Origin of the sequence: Microbacterium sp. NPDC007973, from assembly GCF_042958465.1 — a bacterium.
Lineage (GTDB): Bacteria > Actinomycetota > Actinomycetes > Actinomycetales > Microbacteriaceae > Microbacterium > Microbacterium galbum.
Genome location: NZ_JBIBJJ010000002.1, coordinates 432,014 through 451,600, shown reverse-complemented (window position 1 = coordinate 451,600; position 19,587 = coordinate 432,014). Strand labels below are relative to the sequence as shown.

At 71.4% G+C, this 19,587-nt stretch carries 17 protein-coding genes; 13 read left to right on the top strand and 4 right to left on the bottom strand.

The window, feature by feature from the left end; genetic code table 11:
• The first annotated feature begins 67 nt into the window (after positions 1-67).
• The 9 genes from ACFZA2_RS07230 (at position 68) to ACFZA2_RS07190 (ending at position 10,996) form a co-directional block, all read left to right on the top strand.
• Positions 68-2,140 (top strand): adenylate/guanylate cyclase domain-containing protein, encoded by a 2,073-nt coding sequence (locus ACFZA2_RS07230; protein ID WP_391402571.1) that lies wholly within the window; start codon positions 68-70, stop codon positions 2,138-2,140.
• A complete protein-coding gene (locus ACFZA2_RS07225) occupies positions 2,140-3,516 on the top strand; it encodes a mechanosensitive ion channel domain-containing protein (RefSeq protein ID WP_391402568.1) in 1,377 nt (458 codons plus the stop codon). Before ACFZA2_RS07230 ends, ACFZA2_RS07225 begins: the two co-directional genes overlap by 1 nt.
• A gap of 91 nt (positions 3,517-3,607) precedes the next feature.
• Positions 3,608-4,300, top strand: coding sequence for a Pr6Pr family membrane protein (locus ACFZA2_RS07220; protein ID WP_391402565.1), 693 nt, complete (start codon positions 3,608-3,610; stop codon positions 4,298-4,300).
• A 71-nt stretch (positions 4,301-4,371) separates the two neighbouring features.
• On the top strand, positions 4,372-5,370 hold the full coding sequence (locus ACFZA2_RS07215; protein WP_391402562.1) for a glycoside hydrolase family 6 protein: 999 nt from the start codon (positions 4,372-4,374) through the stop codon (positions 5,368-5,370).
• Between the two features lie 19 nt (positions 5,371-5,389).
• Positions 5,390-6,067 (top strand): peptidylprolyl isomerase, encoded by a 678-nt coding sequence (locus ACFZA2_RS07210; protein WP_391402560.1) that lies wholly within the window; start codon positions 5,390-5,392, stop codon positions 6,065-6,067.
• An 81-nt stretch (positions 6,068-6,148) separates the two neighbouring features.
• Positions 6,149-7,591 (top strand): argininosuccinate synthase, encoded by a 1,443-nt coding sequence (gene argG / locus ACFZA2_RS07205; protein WP_363388181.1) that lies wholly within the window; start codon positions 6,149-6,151, stop codon positions 7,589-7,591.
• A gap of 254 nt (positions 7,592-7,845) precedes the next feature.
• On the top strand, positions 7,846-8,454 hold the full coding sequence (locus tag ACFZA2_RS07200; RefSeq protein WP_391402557.1) for a TetR/AcrR family transcriptional regulator: 609 nt from the start codon (positions 7,846-7,848) through the stop codon (positions 8,452-8,454).
• Entirely contained in the window at positions 8,454-9,062 is a 609-nt protein-coding gene (locus ACFZA2_RS07195) for a hypothetical protein (RefSeq protein WP_391402554.1), read from the top strand. Before ACFZA2_RS07200 ends, ACFZA2_RS07195 begins: the two co-directional genes overlap by 1 nt.
• Entirely contained in the window at positions 9,059-10,996 is a 1,938-nt protein-coding gene (locus ACFZA2_RS07190; protein ID WP_391402551.1) for a YhgE/Pip family protein, read from the top strand. The genes ACFZA2_RS07195 and ACFZA2_RS07190 overlap by 4 nt, the downstream gene beginning before the upstream one ends.
• Before the next feature lie 141 nt (positions 10,997-11,137).
• Here ACFZA2_RS07190 and ACFZA2_RS07185 read toward each other — a convergent pair whose 3' ends face one another.
• Positions 11,138-12,622, bottom strand: coding sequence for a sensor histidine kinase (locus ACFZA2_RS07185; protein ID WP_391402548.1), 1,485 nt, complete (start codon positions 12,620-12,622; stop codon positions 11,138-11,140).
• The gene (locus tag ACFZA2_RS07180) at positions 12,619-13,341 is read right to left on the bottom strand and encodes a response regulator transcription factor (protein ID WP_315994046.1); all 723 of its coding nucleotides are present in this window, start codon (positions 13,339-13,341) and stop codon (positions 12,619-12,621) included. The genes ACFZA2_RS07185 and ACFZA2_RS07180 overlap by 4 nt, the downstream gene beginning before the upstream one ends.
• Before the next feature lie 133 nt (positions 13,342-13,474).
• On the opposite strand from ACFZA2_RS07180, the gene ACFZA2_RS07175 reads away from it, so the two are divergent.
• The 3 genes from ACFZA2_RS07175 to ACFZA2_RS07165 all read left to right on the top strand — a co-directional run bounded on the left by ACFZA2_RS07175 (position 13,475) and on the right by ACFZA2_RS07165 (position 16,542).
• On the top strand, positions 13,475-14,947 hold the full coding sequence (locus ACFZA2_RS07175; protein ID WP_391402544.1) for an ABC transporter permease: 1,473 nt from the start codon (positions 13,475-13,477) through the stop codon (positions 14,945-14,947).
• 31 nt (positions 14,948-14,978) lie between these two features.
• Positions 14,979-15,686 carry an ABC transporter ATP-binding protein gene (locus tag ACFZA2_RS07170; RefSeq protein WP_391402541.1) on the top strand — a complete coding sequence of 236 codons (708 nt, stop codon included), beginning with the start codon at positions 14,979-14,981 and terminating at the stop codon, positions 15,684-15,686.
• Positions 15,687-15,999: 313 nt separating this feature from the next.
• Complete coding sequence (locus ACFZA2_RS07165) at positions 16,000-16,542, top strand: SRPBCC family protein (RefSeq protein WP_363577397.1); 543 nt, start codon at positions 16,000-16,002, stop codon at positions 16,540-16,542.
• A 19-nt stretch (positions 16,543-16,561) separates the two neighbouring features.
• Here ACFZA2_RS07165 and ACFZA2_RS07160 read toward each other — a convergent pair whose 3' ends face one another.
• Both ACFZA2_RS07160 and ACFZA2_RS07155 read right to left on the bottom strand, forming a co-directional pair.
• Positions 16,562-17,143 carry a hypothetical protein gene (locus ACFZA2_RS07160; protein ID WP_391402537.1) on the bottom strand — a complete coding sequence of 194 codons (582 nt, stop codon included), beginning with the start codon at positions 17,141-17,143 and terminating at the stop codon, positions 16,562-16,564.
• Between the two features lie 31 nt (positions 17,144-17,174).
• Positions 17,175-17,759 (bottom strand): helix-turn-helix domain-containing protein, encoded by a 585-nt coding sequence (locus ACFZA2_RS07155; protein WP_391402534.1) that lies wholly within the window; start codon positions 17,757-17,759, stop codon positions 17,175-17,177.
• 129 nt (positions 17,760-17,888) lie between these two features.
• Between ACFZA2_RS07155 and ACFZA2_RS07150 the strand changes: the two genes are divergently transcribed.
• Positions 17,889-19,565 carry an FAD-binding dehydrogenase gene (locus ACFZA2_RS07150; RefSeq protein ID WP_391402531.1) on the top strand — a complete coding sequence of 559 codons (1,677 nt, stop codon included), beginning with the start codon at positions 17,889-17,891 and terminating at the stop codon, positions 19,563-19,565.
• Positions 19,566-19,587: the final 22 nt, after the last annotated feature.

Below are 19,587 nucleotides of genomic sequence, written 5' to 3'. Positions count from 1 at the left end.
TAATCTGACCGCTATGGGGACGAATAGCGCAGCGGGGGCGGGCGAGCGTACGAATCGTCGTGGGGGATTGAGCACGCAATCGAGGCTGCTGATCATGCTGCTCGTGGTGAGTCTGCTCAGCGCCGCGGTGGTCGGGGCGGTGGGCTACGTCAGCGGGCGCGAATCGCTGCGCGCCGAAGTCGTCGACAAGCTCACCGCGATGCGGGAGCTGCGCACGGGCGAGATCACCGCTCTGCTCGGCGAGGTGCAGCGCGAGGCGGCACTCGCCAGCAACAACGCGAGCGCTCGCGATGCGTCCACGGCGTTGAACGCCGGGTGGGATGCCCTGCAGGACCGGCCCCTGTCGAGCGAGCAGGATGCCGCGCTCTCCTCCTTCTACTCCGCCACCTTCCTGCCGCGACTGGAGGGCGCGACGGGCGACGACTACGCCGACCGCGCGTTCGTTCCGACTTCGACCGCGGGCCGCAACGCCCAGTACCTCTTCACGCGACAGGACGGCGCGGCCGACCGGCCCGCGACCGACCCCGGCGACGGCAGCGCCTACACCGCCGCCTACCTCGCGGCCGACGACTACTTCTCGGAGCTCGTGCGCACCGTCGGCTACACCGACGTCGTCGTCACCGACCTCGCGGGCGATGTGGTCTACACCGCCGCCGGAGGAGCCGACCTCGGGTCGAATCTCGATGACGGCCCGTTCCGGGAGAGCCGGCTCGCCCAGGGCTACCGCGACGTCGTGGCCGCCAACTCCGTCGACACCACCGTGACCACCGACATCGAGGAATGGACGCCCGCGCTCGGCTTCCCCGTGATGTGGGTCGTCTCGGCGATCGGCGACGACGACGGCATCACCGGTGTGATGGCCCTGCAGGTCCCCGTCCAGTGGATCAACGACGTCACGACCGGGTACGAGCAGTGGCAGCAGCAGGGCTTCGGGGCGACGGGTGAGACCTACCTCGCGGGGTCCGACCGCCTCATGCGCTCCACCTCGCGCCGCCTCGTGGAGGACCCCGACGGCTACGCCGCCGCGGTCATCGCCGACGGCACCTCGGCGGACACGGCCGAACGCATCACGAAAGCGGGCGGATCGGTGCTTCTGCAGCCCGTCCGCGGCACCGCCGTCGACGAGGCCATCGCCGGGCGCACCGGCACCGCGGTGTCGACGGAGTACATCGGCGGCGAGAGCATCACGGCCTACGCGCCGCTCGACATCGACGGCCTCGACTGGGTCATCGTCGCCCGGATGGAGGCCTCCGAGGCCTTCGAGCCCGTCACCGACTTCACGCGGACCCTCCTGCTGTCGACGCTCGGACTGGCCCTGATCGTCAGCATCCTGAGCCTGCTGCTGTCGCAATCGTTCACGCGCCCCGTCCGCCGCCTCGCACTCGCGGTCGGCCGCGTGGCCGACGGTGATTACTCGACACGGGTTCCCGCCCGCGGCACCGACGAGTTCGCCGACCTCGCCCGGTCGTTCAACGACATGGCCGGCGATCTCGAGGTGCGGCAGGACCTCATCGACCATCAGCGGGCCGAGAACGACCGGCTGCTGCGCAGCATCATGCCGCAGAGCCTCATCGAGAAGTACCGCGACGGCGAGCAGACGCTCGCGGAGCGGCACGACGATGTCGCGGTGGTGTTCGCCGAGCTCCTCGGATTCGACGAGTACGCGCGCTCACTCGACGGTCGTGCCGAGACGCTGGCGCTGAACGATCTCATGCGCGGATTCGACGAGGTCGCCGAGCGGTGCGGAGTCGAGTCGGTGCGCACCCTCCGCGGCGGGTACCTGGCCAGCAGCGGTTTGACCGTTCCGCGCGTCGACAACGCCCGCCGGGCCGTCGAATTCGCCCTGGGCATGCGCGAGAGCGTGCAGCGCTTCAATGCGCGCACCGGCGCATCGCTCGACGTACGCGCGGGTGTCGACACCGGCGCCGTCATCAGTGGCGTGGTGGCTCGTGCGAGCCTCGCGTACGACCTGTGGGGCGACGCCGTCTCGTTGGCATCCCGACTCCGACGGGCAGGACAGGAACCCGGCGTGTTCCTGACCGATGCCGTCCGCGCGCGGGTCGAGGGCCTCTTCGACCTCGGCGATGCCGGCACCGTCGAGGTCGACGGCCGTGAGGCTCCCGTCTGGCGGGTGGCGTGATGCCCAGCGTGTTCGACGGCACCGCGATCGGGTGGGCCATCGCGGTCGTGGTGGCCGTTCCGATCCTGCTGGTCGTGCTCACCGAGGTGATCGGCCTGCTGCGCCGGCGCCGGAGTCCGGCCGTCAAGCCTCTGCTCCTCCTGCGCAACTGGGTCGTCCCGGTCGGGGGCTTGGTCGGGCTCCTGGTCTTCGCCACGCGGTCCGAAGACGATCTCGTCTGGCCACGCATCGTGGCGACGGTCTTCGGCTTTCTCGTCATCCTGCTCCTGCTCAGCGCGCTCAACGTGGCGTTGTTCGCGACAGCGGAGCGCGGCACGTGGCGCGAGCGCGTCCCGACGATCTTCGTCGAGATCGGCCGGCTCCTCCTCGTCGTCATCGGCTTGGGCTTCCTGTTTCAGCAGGTGTGGGGAGCCGACGTCGAGGGCCTCATCACGGCGCTCGGGGTCACCTCGATCGTCATCGGTCTCGCTCTCCAGAATGCGGCGGGAGGCATCGTTTCGGGCCTGCTCGTGCTGTTCGAGCAGCCGTTCCGCCAGGGAGACTGGATCGAGACGGGCGGCGCGACCGGTCGCGTGGTCGAGGTGAACTGGCGCGCCCTGCACATCGATACCGGGTCGGGCCTGCAGATCATCCCGAACGCGAAGCTGGCCGACGCGTCGTTCATGAACCTCTCCCGCCCGCCGGGACCCTTCACCGCCGTCGTCACGGCCGTCTTCGACCCGGGCACTCCTCCGCACGCTGTGACGGCCGTCCTGCGCCAGGTCGCCGAAGACCTCCCCGCTCGTGTGCCCGGCGGCGAGATCACCGTCACCAACGGCGGCGGCGGAGCGTGGGAGGTGTCGATCCCCCTCGATTCCCCCGTCAACGCCGACGAGGCGCGCAGCACCTTCCGGTCGTGGCTCTGGTATGCCGCGCGGCGGCGTGGACTCGCCCTGGACAAGATCGCTTCGGATGCCACGGCCGATCGCCGCGAACTCGAGCACGCCGTCGACGCCTCCGCCCGCTCGCTGCACCTCGATGAGACGCTGCGCGACACCGTGATCGACGGGGCGCACCTGGAACGCTTCGGCGCCGGAGAGGTGCTGCTGCGGGCCGGGAGCACAGCGGGCCCGCTGTCGCTCGTGGTCGACGGTCGCGTGCTGTTCACCTCTCCCGACGCAGAGCCCGTCGGCGTCGCCGCTGAGCGCGGGGAGTGGATCGGCACCTCGACGCTCACTCGAGAGCCGGCGGCCACCACCGCGACGGCGCTGACGGTCACGACCGTGCTCGTGCTCCCCCTCGCCCTCGCCGACCGTCTGTTGCGCGCTCGTCCCGCTCTCGCCGCCGAGCTCAGCGCCGACGCCGACCGCCGGCGGGAAGCGCGCCCCTCGGTCTGACCGGCGGCCGATCGACGACGACCGGCCGGACCGCTCGGGTCGCGGGTCAACCGGCGGCGCAGCCGCGCAGGCCGCCCACTAGCCTGAGGCCATGCAGCGATCGCGGGGGTTCGTCACCGGCTGGAACATCGCCCGGGCCGTCGCGGCCGTGGCCATCATCACCGCGGTCGTGGCGCAATTCGTCTCGACCGTCGCGGGGGCCGTCGACAACGGACGCGACGTCGTCACCACCGTGGCGAACTTCTTCAGCTTCTTCACGATCCTCTCGAACGTGTCGGCGGCGATCGTGCTGCTTCTGCTCGCCGCACGGTTCCTCCGACGGCGCAGCCTCGAGGCCGATCCGCCCGCCCTCGCGACCGCGCTGGCGTGGGTGTCGACCTACATGATCGTCACCGGCATCGTCTACAACCTGCTGCTGCGCGGTCTCCCCCTCCAGCCCGAGACCGTCGGCTGGTCGAACGAGATCCTGCACGTGTGGGGTCCGCTGTTCCTGCTCCTCGACGTGCTCCTCGGGGCGGGTCGCCGACGCCTCGGATGGGGCGCGGCCCTCGGCGCCGCGATCTTCCCGATCGCCTGGATCGTCTACACGCTCGTGCGCGCGCCCCTCATCACCAACCCCACGACGGGGGCGCCCTTCTGGTACCCCTACCCGTTCCTCAACCCGAACGAGGGCGGCGGCTGGGGCAGCGTGGTCGTCTACATCGTCATCATCGCGGTCGTGATCATCGGGCTCGCCTTCGGCGTCGTGGCGATCGGGCGTGCGCGGGGTCGGCGCGCAATCTGACCCGAACGGGGTGCTTTCCCGGCGCAACCGGGCATAATGACTCGTCCCGTCCCTCGACGAAAGCCCGCCGGATGCCGCCGCGTCGCACGTTCCGCACGATCGCCCTCCTCGCGGGCACCCTCGTGGCCCTGATCGCGCCGTTCGCGGTCGCCGGGCCGGCAGCGGGCGAGAGCCCCCGTGCGACGCCTCGCGTGGCGACCGCCAACCCGTTGACATCCGGGCCCGCCCTTCCGACGTACTCGGCGGCCGCCGAAGCGCAGAAGGCGGCCGCCGCGGCCGGTCGCACGGAGGTCGCGAAGCAGATCGGTGTCATCGCGCGTCAGCCCACGGCGGTCTGGCTGGGCGAGTGGTACGACCGCTCGGCCCTCGTGCGGGTGCTGCAGGCCGAGACCCGCGCCGCCGCGCAGCAGAAGAAGACGGCCGTCTTCGTGCTCTACGCCATCCCCGCCCGCGACTGCGGGCTGCATTCCGGCGGCGGTCTCGACCCCGCTGCGTATCGCGAGTGGGTCGCCCTCATCGCGCAGACGCTGCGCGGGACCCGCGCGGTCGCGATCGTCGAGCCCGACGCCCTCGCGATGCTCGGCGACTGCGCCGGGCAGGGCGATCGCACCGGCCTCATCCGCGACGCCGTCCGTACGCTCGCCTCGGCGGGGGTGGCCTCGTACATCGACGCGGGCAATTCCGGATGGATCCCGGCCGAGACGATGGCCGCACGATTGCGCGACGCCGGTGTCGCCGACGCCCGCGGGTTCGCCACCAACGTCTCGAACTTCTACCCGACGGCATCCGAGCAGAAGTACGCGGAGCGGGTGCGCGCGCTCCTCGGCGGCAAGGCGCGCTACGTCATCGACACCTCGCGCAACGGCCGCGGGTGGACCGGCGACTGGTGCAACCCCTCGGGTGTCGGTCTCGGCAGCACGCCCCGCGCCGTCAGCGGCAGCGGCGGGCTCGACGCCCTGCTGTGGATCAAGCGCCCGGGCGAGAGCGACGGTACCTGCAACGGGGGTCCTTCGGCGGGGAGCTGGTTCGAGAAGGCAGCGCTCGACCTGGTGACGCTGCGCAAGACCTGAGCGCCCTACCCTTGAACGCGTGCGTACGCGACTGATGTCCGCGGCCCTGGCCGCCTCCGCCCTGCTCCTGCTCGCCGGCTGCTCCGTCGGCACCTCGGACGAGGCCGCTCCCGCCTCGAGCGCCTCCGCGGCGAGCGCCGGCAGCGCCGAGTGCTCCTACCCCGCCTCCGGGCAGCCCGCCGTGGACGTGACCCCGCCCGCCGCGGGCACCGACCGGCCCACCGGTGACGTCGAGGCGGTGCTGAAGACCTCGGCGGGAGACATCCCGATCACCCTCACCGGCGAGCGCACCCCGTGCACCGTCGAGAGCTTCGTCTCGCTCGCGCAGCAGCAGTACTTCTCGAACACCGAATGCCACCGCCTCACGACCTCGGGCATCTTCGTGCTGCAGTGCGGCGACCCGACCGGCACCGGCCGGGGCGGACCGGGCTACCGCTTCGCCGACGAACTCGACGGCAGCGAGACCTACCCCGCCGGGACGGTCGCGATGGCCAACGCCGGCCCCGGGACCAACGGCTCGCAGTTCTTCCTCGTCTACGAGGACACGCAGCTGCGGCCCGACTACACCGTCTTCGGCCGGATGTCACCCGAGGGCCTCGCGGTGGTGCAGGGCATCGCCGCGGCCGGCGCCGAGGGCGGGGCGGACGACGGACGCCCTGCAACGCCCGTCACGATCACCGACGTCACGGTCGGCTGAGGCTCCTCCCCAGGCCTCTCGCCGGCCGCGCTCCTCCATCGGAGTCGGGCTGCGGCATCCCTCCGCCCTAGAATCGAGGGCATGTCCAAGGTCCTGCAGTCCCTTCCCGTCGGCGAGCGCGTCGGCATCGCCTTCTCGGGTGGTCTCGACACCTCCGTGGCCGTCGCGTGGATGCGCGACAAGGGCGCGGTGCCCTGCACGTACACGGGCGACCTCGGGCAGTACGACGAAGACGACATCGCCTCGATCCCCGGCCGCGCGACGCAGTACGGCGCCGAGGTCTCACGCCTGGTGGACTGCAAGACGGCGCTGGTCGAAGAGGGCTTCGTCGCGCTCGCCTGCGGCGCGTTCCACATCCGCTCGGGCGGCCGCACCTACTTCAACACCACGCCCCTGGGTCGTGCCGTCACCGGCACGCTGCTGGTGCGCGCGATGAAAGAAGACGGCGTCGACATCTGGGGCGACGGCTCCACCTACAAGGGCAACGACATCGAGCGGTTCTACCGCTACGGCCTGCTCGCCAACCCCGCCCTGCGCATCTACAAGCCCTGGCTCGACGCCGACTTCGTCACCGAGCTGGGCGGCCGCAAAGAGATGAGCGAGTGGCTCGTCGCCCACGACTTCCCCTACCGCGACAGCGCCGAGAAGGCCTACTCGACGGATGCCAACATCTGGGGCGCCACGCACGAGGCCAAGACCCTCGAGCACCTCGACGTCTCGCTCGAGATCGTCGAGCCGATCATGGGCGTGCGCTTCTGGGACCCCGCGGTCGAGATCGAGACCGAGGACGTCACCGTCGCCTTCGAGGCCGGTCGTCCGGTCGCGATCAACGGCACGCGCTTCGACGACCCGGTCGCCCTGGTGCGCGAGGCGAACACGATCGGCGGACGCCACGGCCTCGGCATGAGCGACCAGATCGAGAACCGCATCATCGAGGCCAAGTCGCGTGGCATCTACGAGGCCCCGGGCATGGCGCTGCTGTTCCTGACCTACGAGCGCCTGGTCAACAGCATCCTGAACGAAGACACCCTGGCCACCTACCACGAGCAGGGTCGTCGCCTCGGTCGCCTCATGTACGAGGGCCGCTGGCTCGAGCCGCAGTCGCTCATGCTGCGCGAGTCGATCCAGAAGTGGGTCGGGTCGACCATCACCGGCTCGGTCACCGTGCGCCTGCGCCGCGGTGAGGACTACACGATCCTCGACACCGTGGCATCCGGCATGTCGTACTCGCCCGAGAAGCTGTCGATGGAGCGCGTCGGCGACGCCGCGTTCGGTCCGGTCGACCGCATCGGCCAGCTCACCATGCGCAACCTCGACATCGCCGACTCGCGCGCCCGTCTCGAGCAGTACGCCTCGCTCGGCCTCATCGGCGGCCCGACCGGCGAGCTCGTCGGCGATGTCGCCGCGGGCGGCGCGCAGGAGATCATCGAGCCCGCCGCTCCCCTCTCTGCCGCCGGTGAGCGCCTCGCCGAGGCGACGGATGCCGCGGGCGAGTCCGCCGCGTTCGACGCCGGCACCGACTGAGGCAGTCACGCACGAGAGCCCGCGGCGCCTCGCGTCGCGGGCTCTCGTCGCGTCCGAGCCGACCCCGCTGAATCCACCGGCGCCGGATCAGCTCGCGACACCCCCGTACCGAGGCTTGTGGCAGGTCCCTGAGCCTGTCGAAGGAACCGAACCCCGGCACGCGCCCGGTGGCTTCGACATGCTCAGCCACCTTCGTTATCGCCCTCGCGCGATAACTTGCACACGCGTGTGCACTTTAGGCGTACACTCGACGCGTGAGCATCCCCACCCGCCGCGACGCCGTCGAGAACCGCGCCGGCATCCTCGACGCGGCCACCGCCGCCATCGGGCACGACCCCCGCGCCTCGATCGACACGATCGCCCGCCGCGCCGGCCTGTCGCGCCGCGCCCTCTACGGACACTTCGACGACCGCAACGCCATCGTGCGCGAGGTCATCGCCGCCGGCGCCGCGCGCTTCAACGCCATCGCCGACGACGTCGACGACGCGGATTCTCGCGTCGCGCTCGCCCGCCTGGCATCCGAGCTCTGGCGCGAAGCCGCCCACGTGCAGGCCGCCGCGGCCCTCGCGCTCGACGACGCGCACCTGCCCGAGACCTCGGCGGCCCTGGCTCCCCTGCGCCGCCGCATCGACGCGATCGTGCGCCGGGGTCAGGAGGCGGAGGAGCTGCGCACCGACCTCCCCGCGCCCACCCTGGCGCGCCTGCTCGAAGAGACCGGTCGCATGGTCGTCTCCCGGGTGGATGCCGAGTCCTCCACCGCTCGCTCCATCGCGGTGTGCGCCGTGCTGGGCATGGCCGGCCTGTCGTGGACCGAGGCGCGCGACATCCTCGCGCAGCACCCCGAGCTGGAGGCGCAGGCCTGATGAGAATCGTCGTCGACGCCGTCGCCAAAGGACGCAGTGCCCTGCCCGAGACCTCGACGGCTTTCGAGACCGGCGCGGCGTCGCTCGTCGTCGCCGAGACCGAGCAGCGACCCACGGTGCTGGGCCTCGTGGCATCCGGTCGCATGAAGGTCGACGCCGGCACCGTCACGATCGACGGTCGCGCCGACCGCGGGGCGATCCGCCGTCGCGTCGCGCTCGTCGACGCACCGGTCGTGTCGGAGCCGGAACCGAACGTCACCGTCACCGGCGTCGTCGCCGAGGAGCTGATGTTCGCCGGGCGCGCGCCGACGCCCTTCGCCGCGGCGCGCTGGCTCGAGCAGATCGGGCTCGAGGCGATCGCCGGACTGCCCATCGGCAACGTCGATCCCGCCGCACGCGTGCGGCTGCTGCTCGAGCTCGCCGCCCTGCGCGCGGACGTCGAGGGTCTCGTGCTCGTCGCCCCCGACCGCCATGGTGGGGAGCCTCTCGGGTGGTGGCGCATCGCGCGGGAATTCGCCGAACGCGGCTACGCCGTGCTCGTGATCGCGGGCAGCGCCTCGCGCACCGCGATCGATTCGTTCGACGAGGCCGAGGAGGCCACGCGATGAAGATCCCCCAGATGATCGCGGCCGAGCTGCGCCGCCTCACCTCCACACGCATGTCCGTACTGGCGCTGGTCGCGCTGCTGGCGGTCCCGATCCTCTACGGCGGTCTCTACCTGTGGGCCAACCAGGACCCCTACGGCAACCTGTCCGAGGTCCCCGTGGCCCTCGTGGTCGATGACCAGGGCGCCGACGTCAACGGCGAGCAGCGCAACCTCGGCGACGAGGCGGCCGAGCAGCTGCTCGACGACGGCACGTTCGAGTGGCACCGGGTCTCGTCGGATCAGGCCGACGCCGGCCTGCAGGCCGGTGACTTCGACTTCGTCGTGACCCTGCCGACCGACTTCACCGATGCCGTGGCCTCGCTCTCGACGAACACCCCGCGCCAGGCCGACATCGAGCTGCGCACGAACGATGCGAACAACTACCTCGCCTCCACCATCGGCACGCAAGCGGTCGCCAAGATCCAGACCTCCGTCGCGCAGAAGGTGATCGACGAGGCCGGGGGGACCCTGCTCGACGCCCTGCACACCATCCGCGTGAAGCTCGTGGATGCCACCAACGGGGCGACCCAGCTCGTCGACGGTCTCGGCACGGCGAAAGACGGTTCGTCGCAGCTCGCGAGCGGGACGACGACCCTCGCCGACGGATCGGCACAGCTGGCCGATGGCACGGCCCAGCTCTCGGCGGGAGCGGGTCAGCTTCGCGACGGCACCGCGCAGCTGCGTGACGGATCGGCGCGCGTCGCCGACGGGGCGGCGCAGGTCGCCGACGGCGTGGACCGCATCGACGCGGCTGCGCGGCAGGTCGGCTCGATCGCCGGCGACGCCGCGGCGCAACTCCCCCAGGCACGCGCCGACATCGCCACGGCCCTCGCGAACGCCGGTCTCGACCAGGCGCGCATCGACGAGATCCTCTCGCGCCTCGACCCCGTGGGCGAACGTCTCACATCGGCGAACGACCGCGTGCAGAGCACGGTCGACCAGATCAACCAGCTCGACGACGGCGCCCGCCAGGTCGCCGACGGCAGCGCCTCGGTGGCGTCCGGCGCGGCGAACGCGGCCGACGGGGCGTCGGCCCTCGCCGACGGCGCCGCCTCGGCGGCATCCGGTGCCGTGCAGCTGCGCGACGGATCCGCCCAGCTGCGCGATGGCGCGGCCCAGCTCGACAGCGGCATCGGCCAGCTCTCCGACGGCGCGACCCAGCTGCGCGACGGTCTCTCGGCGGGCGTCGATCAGATCCCCGACTCCGACGACGCCACGCGGGCGGCCCAGGCCGCGGCCATCAGTGATCCCGTCGCCGTCGGCACGACCTCGGTCACGAAAGCGCAGAACTACGGTGCGGGCCTCGCGCCCTTCTTCGCCGCCCTGGCCGGCTGGATCGGCATCTACGCGCTGTTCCTCATCGTCAAGCCCGTCTCCAAGCGCGCCATCACGGCCCTGCGCTCCCCCGTGCGGGTGACCCTCGCGGGATGGCTCACGCCCGCGGGCCTCGGTGCCCTGCAGATGGTGGGGCTGTTCACGGTGCTCGCGATCGCCCTGCAGTTCTCGTTCGCGAATCCGTGGGCCGCCCTCGGCATCCTGCTCTTCGCCTCGGCGACGTATGCGGCGATCGTGCTCGCGCTGAACGTGTGGCTCGGCTCGGTGGGGCAGTTCCTCGGCCTCGTGCTGATGGTCCTGCAGCTCGTCACCGCGGGCGGGACGTTCCCGTGGCAGACGCTCCCCGCTCCCCTGGCGGCGCTGCACCACGTGCTGCCGATGGGGTACGTCGTGGATGCCATGCGCCAGGTCATGTACGGCGGAGACGTCTCGCGGGTCGGCCCCGACCTGCTCGTGCTCGGGGCGTGGATGGTCGGCGGCGTGCTGCTCGCGGCGATCGGCGTGACCCGCATGACGCACCACCGCACCCTGCGCGACCTGCAGCCGAGCCTGATCGGCTGAGGCAGTCGGCGGGCCCGCCGTCGGGAGCGGCGCCCGGTCGCCATGCCGGGGGCCGGGGCGGGCCGCCGCGCCACGCGCGCGTTCGTGGCCCCGGGCGCCAGAAGTGGCCCCAGTGCTACCCACGTCACACCCCCCGCCGCCTCACACCGGCAGCCGCACCTCGAACACCGTCCGCCCCGGAACGCTCTCGACCGCGATGCTCCCGCCGTGGGCCTCGGTGATCGCCTGGGCGATCGAGAGTCCGAGGCCCGTGCTGCCGGCATCCCGGTTGCGAGAGTCATCGGCCCGGGCGAATCGGTCGAACAGCCGCCCGGCGACCCCCGGGTCGATCCCCGGTCCGTCGTCGGCGACGCGCAGCACGGCCCCCGCCCCGTCGCGTGCGAGCGACAGGGTCACCGTCGTCCCCGGAGGGGTGTGCACCTGCGCGTTGCGCAGCAGGTTGGCCACGACCTGGCGCAGGCGGTTCTCATCGCCCGTCACCGAGATGAGGTCATCGGTGACGTCGAGGCGCCAGGCGTGCGCGGCATCCGCCGCCTGCGCGTCGCTCACGGCGTCGACGGCGAGGAGCGTGAGCTCCACCTCGTCGCGGCGCAGGGGCTGACCGGCATCCAGGCGGGCCAGCAGCAGCAGGTCGTCGACGAGGGACGCCATGCGCGTGGCCTCCGACTCGATCCGGTCGAACGAGCGGGCCTGCGTCGGCGTCATCGGTGCATCTTCGCCCAGCGACAGCTGCGCGTAGCCGCGGATGCTCGACAGGGGCGTGCGCAGCTCGTGGCTGGCGTCGGCGATGAAGCGGCGGAGCTGGTCCTCGCTGTGCTGACGGGCCGCGAGCGATGACTGCACGTGGCCGAGCAGACCGTTGAGCGATGCTCCGACCCGGCCCACCTCCGTGACCGGATCGGTGTCGGCGGGGGCGACCCGGTCGGGGATCTCGACGCTGCCCGCCGCGAGGGACAGCGTCGACACCCGCTGAGCGACCGCGGCCACGCGGTCGAGGGGCCGCAGGCTCCGGCGCACGAAGAGCGAGAGGCCGACCACGGCGATCAGCAGGGTCGCCGCGCTCACCGCGAGGAGGATCACCGTCAGGGCCGTCGTGGTCGCCGTGAGGTCGGCATCCGAGTTGCCGGCGAACACCGTCGTGCCGTCGACCTCGGCCGCGGCGACCCGGAACGAGCCCAGGTCACCGCCGAGGTCGATCGTGGTCGGGGTGCGGTCGGTCGGTACGCCCGCCCGCAGCGACGCCACCTGGCCCGCGGTGAGCTGCACCTGCGTGCCGTCGCTTCGGGTGTACTCCGACGCGCGAACAGTGCCGTCGGAGGCGACCGTCACCTGCAGCGAGCCGATCCGCGGCGCCGGGCGGTCGGCATCCTGACCCTGCGTCTGGCTCGGCGGCGGCTGCGATCCGCCCCGGTTCTCGAACGACCCGCGGCCCGCCGCGAACGACAGCCCCTCGGTCACCTGCTGATCGAGCCGGTCGAGGGTGAAGGAACGCAGCGAGACGATCGTCGCGAGACTCATCACCACGAAGGCCAGCGCGACGAGCAGGCTGGTTCCGACGACGAGGGTGCGGCGCAGCGTCCACCGCCGCCGCGACGACGGATGCCGCGACACGGCGGACGCGGTCATGACGCCTTGATCGTGTAGCCGACGCCGCGCACCGTGTGGATGAGGGGCTCGCCGAGGGTGTCGATCTTCTTGCGCAGGTACGAGATGTAGATCTCGACGACGCTGCCGTCGCCGCCGAAGTCGTAGCTCCACACCTGGTCGAGGATCTGCGCCTTGCTCAACACCCGGCGGGGGTTCTGCATGAGGTAGCGCAGCAGCTCGAACTCGCGCGCGGTGAGCTTGATCGGGATGCCGCCGCGCTCGACCTCATACGCCTCCTCGTCGAGGGTCAGATCGCCCACGCGCAGTCGCGGATCGGCGTCGGCGACGGCGGCGACGTGGCGTCGGGCCATGCCGCGCAGTCGGACGACGACCTCCTCGAGGTTGAACGGCTTGGTGACGTAGTCGTCGGCGCCGGCCGAGATGCCGGCGATGCGGTCTTCCACGGCATCCTTCGCCGTCAAGAAGAGCACGGGGGCGTCGTTCCCGGCCGCGCGGACCCGGGCGAGCAGCCCCATGCCGTCGAGCCCCGGCATCATGATGTCGAGCACCAGCAGGTCGGGGTCGAAGTCGCGGATGACGCCGAGCGCCTCCTGGCCGTCGGCGGCGGTGCGGGCGTCCCACCCCTCGTTCTGCAGGGCCATACGCAGCAGCTCGCTCAGATTGGCCTCGTCGTCGACGACGAGCGCGCGGATCGGCGTGCCGTCGGGACGCAGCAGGGGGGCGGGGCGGGAGGTCATGGATGCCAGCATGCCCGCCCACAGCGGCCGTGTCACCGCGACATACGTGCTTCATAGAAAGCGTGAGGCGGCGGTGAGGGTGCCGTTCCTACGTTCACTGCGACGGCCGCACCCCGCGTCCGGAAGGAGAAGCATGTACGGCACCTACCTGCGGCGCGAACTCGCCGGCCGCACCAAACAGACCGTGATCGTCGCGGTCGGACTCGCGATCGCCATCGCGCTCGTCATCGTGGTCAACGCGCTCTCGGCGGGGGTGCGCGACGCGCAGTCGCAGGCGCTGTCGTCGGTCTATGGAGTCGGCACCGACCTCACCGTCACGGGGGCGCAGACCGAGCCGGGCGAAGGCGGCGGCGGTCCGCGCTTCGACTTCGGCGCCGACGACGGCGCCACCAGCGACGGGACGACCACCCTCAGTCAGTCGCGCCTGATGACCGACATGATGCGCGGCACGCTCGACGCGTCGACCGTGACCACGGTGACGGGTCTCGACGGGGTGACGGCCGCGACCGGCGCCCTCGCCCTCACCAACACGACGTTCTCGGGCGAGATCCCCGACCGCAGCGCCGACACCGGCACCGGCACCGGCACCGGCACCGAGCAGGGACAGGGCATGGGCGAACCGCCGGCGGGCGGCCCGGGCGGCGACGGCGGCAGCGCCTTCGGCGTGGACTCCTTCAGTGTGCTGGGCGTCGACCCGGCGGCATCCGTCGGCCCCCTCACCTCCGTCACGGTCAGCGAGGGTCGTGCCCTGGAGGCAGCGGATGCCGGAACGAACGTCGCGGTCATCGACGCGACGTACGCGGCGAGCGCCGGACTGAGCCTCGGCGGCACCGTCGACGTGGGCGGCACCGCGATGCAGATCGTCGGCATCGTCGCCTCGGCTTCGGCCGACGCCGACACCGCCGCGAACGTCTACCTCCCCCTCGACGTGGCCCAGACGCTCGCCGGGGTCGGCGACGTGGTCTCGACCGTGTACGTGCAGGCTGGGTCGGCGGATGCCATCGACCAGGTGCAGAGCGAGCTCACCGCCGCGCTGCCCGACGCGACGGTGAGCTCGCAGTCGGAGCTCGCCTCCACCGTCTCGGGTTCGCTCTCGAGCGCTTCGACGATGATCTCGAACCTCGGCACCTGGCTCAGCCTCGTCGTGCTGCTGGTCGCGCTCGCCCTTGCGGTGCTCTTCACGATCTCGGGCGTCGCCCGCCGCACCCGCGAATTCGGCACGCTCAAGGCCATCGGGTGGTCGAACGCGCGCATCGTGCGGCAGGTCGCGGGCGAGTCGCTCGTCCAGGGCTTGCTCGGCGGTGTCGCGGGTCTGATCCTCGGGCTCGGCGGCATCCTGCTGGTCAACGTCATCTCGCCGACCGTGTCGGTCGCCGCGAACACCTCCGGCGGCGGACAGGGCGGGCCGGGAGCCGGCGGCCCCGGCGGCGGATTCGGTCAAGCGGCCGCGCAGGCCACCGACATCGTCCTCAGCGCCCCCGTCACCCCGGTCGTCGTGGTGGCCGCGGTCGGCATCGCCGTCCTCGGCGGCGTGCTCGCCGGGGCGTTCGGCGGATGGCGTGCTGCACGCCTCAGCCCCGCCGCCGCCCTCCGTTCGGTCGCGTGAGCGGCATCCCCCGTCCTTCGAAGGAGACATCATGACCCTCACCGTTCCCACCGCCACCGCCACCGCGTACCGCCTCTCGCAGGTGACGCGCACGTACCGTCAGCGGGATCGCACCGTGCAGGCTCTCGCGGGCATCGACCTCGAGATCGCCGCGGGCGACTTCGTGACCATCCAGGGCCCGACCGGCGGCGGCAAGTCGACGCTGCTGCAGATGCTCGGCGCCCTCGACCGGCCCTCGAGCGGGTCGGTGACCCTCGGCGAGGTCGACATCGCACGGGCGTCGAACGCGCAGCTGAGCCGCCTGCGTGCCGAGGAGATCGGCTTCGTGTTCCAGGGCTTCAACCTCATCCCGACCCTGACCGCGTCGGAGAACGTCGACATGGGCCTCGAGCCGCTGCGCCTCGATCGCGGCGAGCGCGATCGACGCGTGACTGAGGCGCTCACGCGTGTGGGTCTCGCCGACCGCGCCGATCACCGGCCCGGAGAGCTCTCAGGCGGGCAGCAGCAGCGCGTCGCGATCGCGCGGGCCGTCGCCAAGCAGCCGCGGGTGCTGCTCGCCGACGAACCGACGGGGAACCTCGACGAGAGCATGCGCGACGAGATCCTCGACGTGCTCGAGACGCTCAACGCCGAGGGGCTGACGCTGGTGGTCGTGACGCACGACTCGGCGGTGGCCCGCCGCGCCCGCCGTCGGCTGCGCCTGGCGAAGGGCGTGGTGACCGACATCACGCGCGGCTGAGGCGGGCGCGGAGGTGCCCGGGGCGCGGAGGTGGTCCTTCGCGCCCCGGGGCCACTCTCCACGCCGGGCCCCGGCGCAGCGCCGAGGCCGCTCTGCGACGCAAGGCCCCTGAGCCTGTCGAAGGGGCCGGGCCCCCGCCAACCCCGGTGGCTTCGACCAGCTCAGCCACCTCCCTGCGCCCCCACTCCCGTTGGCTTCGACAGGCTCAGCCACCTCCACCGGCACCACCGCCCGACCGAGCCGTCAAGTCCCGCCGGGGACGCGGCATCCACCCCCTACAGTCGAACCACGCCGACCGGAGGGAAGCAGTGCTATGGCCGCCCGCAACACCCGCCTCATGCGGTGCACACCCGACGACCTCTTCGCGGTGCTGTCCGACGGGTGGCTCTACCCCGTGTGGGTCGTCGGCGCCGCCCGCATGCGCGACGTCGACGCGGAGTGGCCCCGGGAGGGCAGCCGCATCCATCACTCCCTCGGCGTCTGGCCCGTGATGATCCACGACGAGACCGAGATCGTCGAGTGGGACCCGCCGCGACGACTGCGGCTGCGGCCGGAAGCCGGTCTCCTCGGTCGGGGCGTCATCCGCATCGATGTGCGTCCTCACGGCGACGGGATCGCCGTGACGATCCTCGAGGAGCCCGTCTCGGGTGCCGCCGCCCTGCTGCCTTCACTGCTGTGGAAACCGATGCTCGTGGCGCGCAATCACGAGTGCCTGAACCGCCTGGCATTCCTCGCCGAGGGCCGTCGGGAGGAGCGGGAGGCACGCGAACTCGACCACCGCACCGAGACGCCCGACCCCGCGGAGGGGACCCCGTCTCCGCAAGCGGCGGAGGACGTCCGCGAAGCCGGCGTGTGACGCGCGTTCCGTGATTCGCCTAGGAGAAGTCCGGGGCGCTCGGTCGATGCGGGACCTCCAGAGGGGCGGATTCAAGAATCCCCGCTACCCGGTCGTATGTCGCGGGTCGCAGACCCTCCGCTGGGAAGAACTCGTCCAACAGTTCCTCGGCCGCATCCGCCGTTTGGATGCGGAGCACAGCGAGCAAGAGGGCGACGTCTCCTCCGTCGCGCGGACCCCGCCTCTCGAATGCGCGGAGTTTCATAGCCAGGAGCATGGCGGGGGAAGCGACCTCAATGAGGATCCCGTCCTGGTTGTGAAGCGTCATCCATTCCGCAGGTCTCCCCATCCCATCCGGAAGGAAGATCCTCGCCTTGTCATTGACCCAGTCGAGAGGCCAATTCCGCTCCATCGCAATCGTCGCGGCGACTGCCTGAACGTCATGGAGAGGTGTGACCGGACCGTCCACATCCGTTGTCGCGGGGCGGTCACCGTCGATCGTCAGCGCGATGGCTGCCCCGCCGACGATCTGGATCGTCGCCGTCTTTCCCGCCGCTCGAAGTCGTGAGACGAGCTCGCGAAGCCCGTCGATGATGTCATCGCGAGAGAGCGTGCCGGACATGGTTCTCCATGTTTGCAAGAGTGGTGGTTCTTCATACGCTCATGAGCTCTCCTCGCTCGATCGCGACGCCCCGGCGGAGGAACTCCGGCGGGACGTGTGAGCGATCCGCAGTGAGGGAGAGCGGACGAGAGCTTCTCGGAGGCTCCCACTGGGCGTTCGGCTGACCATCTCGCGCGGTCACCCACGCGGGGACAGGGGCAGACACTTCTCCGAGACGAACCTCGAGCAGCGCAGCGATGGCATCGAGCCACCGCGACGGAGAATTGTCTGGTTCCTCGGCCGAGAGAAGTACTCGCGTGACGGGATCGGCGGACGCGAGGTCGTCCGCGAGCTGGATGAAGCGTCGGTAGGCCCGGGCGTGCTCGCCGTGAGCTTCCGCCACCGTGATCTCCTCAGCCGCTCGTGCGGCTGGCGCACGACCTTGCGTCACGGCAGGGATCCATTCGACCCCGATGCTAGAGGCGAGTCTGCTCAGCGTCACCGAAGTGGGGTCACGATGCCCGTTCTCGATCGCGCTGATGTTGCTCGCGGCGACCCCGGAGCGGAGGGCGACGTCTCGAAGACTCGCGCCGGAGCGCTTCCGCACCCTTCGTAGTGAAGCTGCCAGGTTCACCATCCACCCCCTGTTATCTGAAACGATAATACCCTCGAGTCCTGATATCCGCTCGGCACATCGCCGGAGGCGCCGTTCCGGGAGATGATGCCAACACGCGCGTCACCGCCGACGCGTGCAGGGAGGGAACCGATGGATGCCGATGTCATCATCGTGGGCGCGGGACTGGCAGGCCTCGTCGCGAGCAACGAGCTCGTGCGCGCGGGCAAGCGGGTACTGCTCGTCGACCAGGAGAACGCGTCGAACCTCGGCGGGCAGGCGTTCTGGTCATTCGGAGGGATCTTCCTCGTCGACTCCCCCATGCAGCGCCGGCTCGGTGTCCGCGACTCGTTCGACCTCGCCTGGCAGGACTGGCAGGGCTCGGCCGGGTGGGACCGGCTCGACGGCCCGCACGCCGAGGACGAGTGGGCGAAGAAGTGGGGACGCGCCTACGTCGAGTTCGCCGCCGACGAGAAGCGCGCCTGGCTGCACGAGCACGGCGTGCGCTTCACACCCGTCGTCGGATGGGCGGAGCGCGGGTCGCTCTCGGCTGCGGGTCACGGCAACTCGGTCCCTCGTTTCCACGTGCCCTGGGGCACCGGCACCGGGATCTCCGAGCCGTTCGCCGACCGTGCCCGCGCCGCCGCGGCGGAAGGCGCCCTCGATCTCCGTTTCCGCCACCGGGTCGATGCGCTGGTGTTCACGGACGGCCGGGTGACCGGCATCCGTGGGGCGATCCTCGCCCCCGACGATTCCGCGCGCGGGGTGTCGTCGTCGCGCGACGAGGTGTCGACGTTCGAGCTGTCCGCGCAGGCCGTGGTGATCGCCACGGGCGGGATCGGCGGAGATCACGACCGCGTACGCGCCTGGTGGCCGAAGCGGCTGGGGACCCCGCCGAAGAAGATGGTCACGGGCGTCCCCGCGCACGTCGACGGGCGCATGCTCGACATCGCGGAATCGCAGGGCGTTCGCCTGGTCAACCGCGACCGCATGTGGCATTACACCGAGGGCGTGCAGAACTTCGCGCCGGTGTGGCCGGGCCACGCCATCCGCATCCTCCCCGGTCCCTCGTCCCTGTGGCTCGACGCGCGCGGCCGCCGCCTGCCCACACCCGGCCTCCCCGGATACGACACGCTCGGCACCCTGCGCCTGCTGCGCACCACCCCGGACCTCGCCGACTACGACTACTCGTGGTTCGTGCTCGACCAGACGATCATCAAGAAGGAGTTCGCCCTGTCGGGGTCGGAGCAGAATCCCGACATCACCGACCGTGACCTGGGGCTGCTCCTGCGCAGTCGGCTCGGTCGCACCGCGCCCGGGCCGGTCGAGGCATTCAAGACCCGGGGCGTCGACTTCGTCGTCGCCGACACACTCGGCGACCTCGTGGGCAAGATGAACGCGCTCACGGGCGACGGTCTGCTCGACGAGGACGCGATCCGCCGACAGATCGTCGACCGCGACCGCGAGATGGTGAACCCCTACGCGAAGGACGCGCAGGTGATGGGCATCCGCAACAGCCGAAGGTTCCTCGGCGATCGCATCTTCCGCACCGTGAAGCCCCACGCCCTGCTCGACCCGCGCCACGGACCTCTCATCGCGGTGCGCCTCTGGATCGTGACGCGCAAGTCGCTCGGCGGCATCCAGACCGACCTGAGCGGACGGGCGATGGATGCCACCGGCCGCCCGATCGAGGGTCTGTACGCCGCGGGAGAGGCGGCGGGATTCGGCGGCGGCGGCGCCCACGGCTACAACGCGCTCGAGGGCACCTTCCTCGGCGGCTGCCTGTTCACCGGCCGCACCGTCGGTCGGGCCCTCGCCGCGGCGCTGTGAACCCCGGCATCCGACCGAATCG

Coding starts and splice junctions, on each gene's coding strand:
- ACFZA2_RS07165 (WP_363577397.1), top strand. CDS start 16,000: ATGGCCGCCCGCAACACCCGCCTCATGCGGTGCACACCCGACGACCTC.
- ACFZA2_RS07185 (WP_391402548.1), bottom strand. CDS start 12,622: ATGACCGCGTCCGCCGTGTCGCGGCATCCGTCGTCGCGGCGGCGGTGG.
- ACFZA2_RS07180 (WP_315994046.1), bottom strand. CDS start 13,341: ATGACCTCCCGCCCCGCCCCCCTGCTGCGTCCCGACGGCACGCCGATC.
- ACFZA2_RS07160 (WP_391402537.1), bottom strand. CDS start 17,143: ATGTCCGGCACGCTCTCTCGCGATGACATCATCGACGGGCTTCGCGAG.
- ACFZA2_RS07190 (WP_391402551.1), top strand. CDS start 9,059: ATGAAGATCCCCCAGATGATCGCGGCCGAGCTGCGCCGCCTCACCTCC.
- ACFZA2_RS07215 (WP_391402562.1), top strand. CDS start 4,372: ATGCCGCCGCGTCGCACGTTCCGCACGATCGCCCTCCTCGCGGGCACC.
- argG (WP_363388181.1), top strand. CDS start 6,149: ATGTCCAAGGTCCTGCAGTCCCTTCCCGTCGGCGAGCGCGTCGGCATC.
- ACFZA2_RS07170 (WP_391402541.1), top strand. CDS start 14,979: ATGACCCTCACCGTTCCCACCGCCACCGCCACCGCGTACCGCCTCTCG.
- ACFZA2_RS07220 (WP_391402565.1), top strand. CDS start 3,608: ATGCAGCGATCGCGGGGGTTCGTCACCGGCTGGAACATCGCCCGGGCC.
- ACFZA2_RS07195 (WP_391402554.1), top strand. CDS start 8,454: ATGAGAATCGTCGTCGACGCCGTCGCCAAAGGACGCAGTGCCCTGCCC.
- ACFZA2_RS07150 (WP_391402531.1), top strand. CDS start 17,889: ATGGATGCCGATGTCATCATCGTGGGCGCGGGACTGGCAGGCCTCGTC.
- ACFZA2_RS07155 (WP_391402534.1), bottom strand. CDS start 17,759: ATGGTGAACCTGGCAGCTTCACTACGAAGGGTGCGGAAGCGCTCCGGC.
- ACFZA2_RS07225 (WP_391402568.1), top strand. CDS start 2,140: ATGCCCAGCGTGTTCGACGGCACCGCGATCGGGTGGGCCATCGCGGTC.
- ACFZA2_RS07175 (WP_391402544.1), top strand. CDS start 13,475: ATGTACGGCACCTACCTGCGGCGCGAACTCGCCGGCCGCACCAAACAG.